The following is a 583-nucleotide window of genomic DNA, read 5'->3' on the forward strand; positions in this document are numbered from 1 at the left end:
ACGGCAGGCCCAGGCCGGGGCCGAGACGGTCGATGGCCAGCTCGGCCAGGGGTACGTCGACGCCGAGCTCGTGGGCGAGGTCGATGGCGAAGCCGAGGTCCTTGACGCCGAGCGAGGTGACGTTCGCGAAGACGCCGTGCCAGAAGTCGTCGGGGTCGAGCGGCGCAGCGGTCTCGCGGTGCATGATCGCGCCCGGTCCCCCGGTGATCGCGTCCGTGTGGCGCACCACCTGGCCGAGCGCCTTCAGGTCCAGTCCGGCGGCCTCGGCCAGCCGTGCCGCCTCCGTGGTCGCCGTGAACGCGATGAAGTGGAGCATGTTGCGGGCGAGCTTGAACTTCGTGCCGGCGCCGATCGGTCCCGCGTGCACGACCAGGCTCCCCAGCGCGTTCAGCACGGGCTCGGCCGCGGCGAACGCCTCGTCGGTTCCGCCGACCATGACGGCCAGCGTGCCGTCGGCGGCACCCATCGCGCCTCCGGACACGGGAGCGTCGAGGACCCGGTGCCCGGCGGCCGCGAGCTCGGCCGGCGTCCCGGGTGCCACCGTCGAGTGGACGACCAGCACCGTGTCGAGGGGTACGTCGGC

1 protein-coding gene is annotated in these 583 nt (G+C 73.6%); it reads right to left on the bottom strand.

Annotated elements, in window-relative coordinates:
* Positions 1–583: NAD(P)-dependent oxidoreductase (locus ACOADB_RS15415; RefSeq protein ID WP_378600282.1), on the bottom strand; the 583-nt coding region annotated here is incomplete at both ends.

This window comes from Nocardioides sp. CPCC 206348 (assembly GCF_048654705.1).
Lineage (GTDB): Bacteria > Actinomycetota > Actinomycetes > Propionibacteriales > Nocardioidaceae > Nocardioides.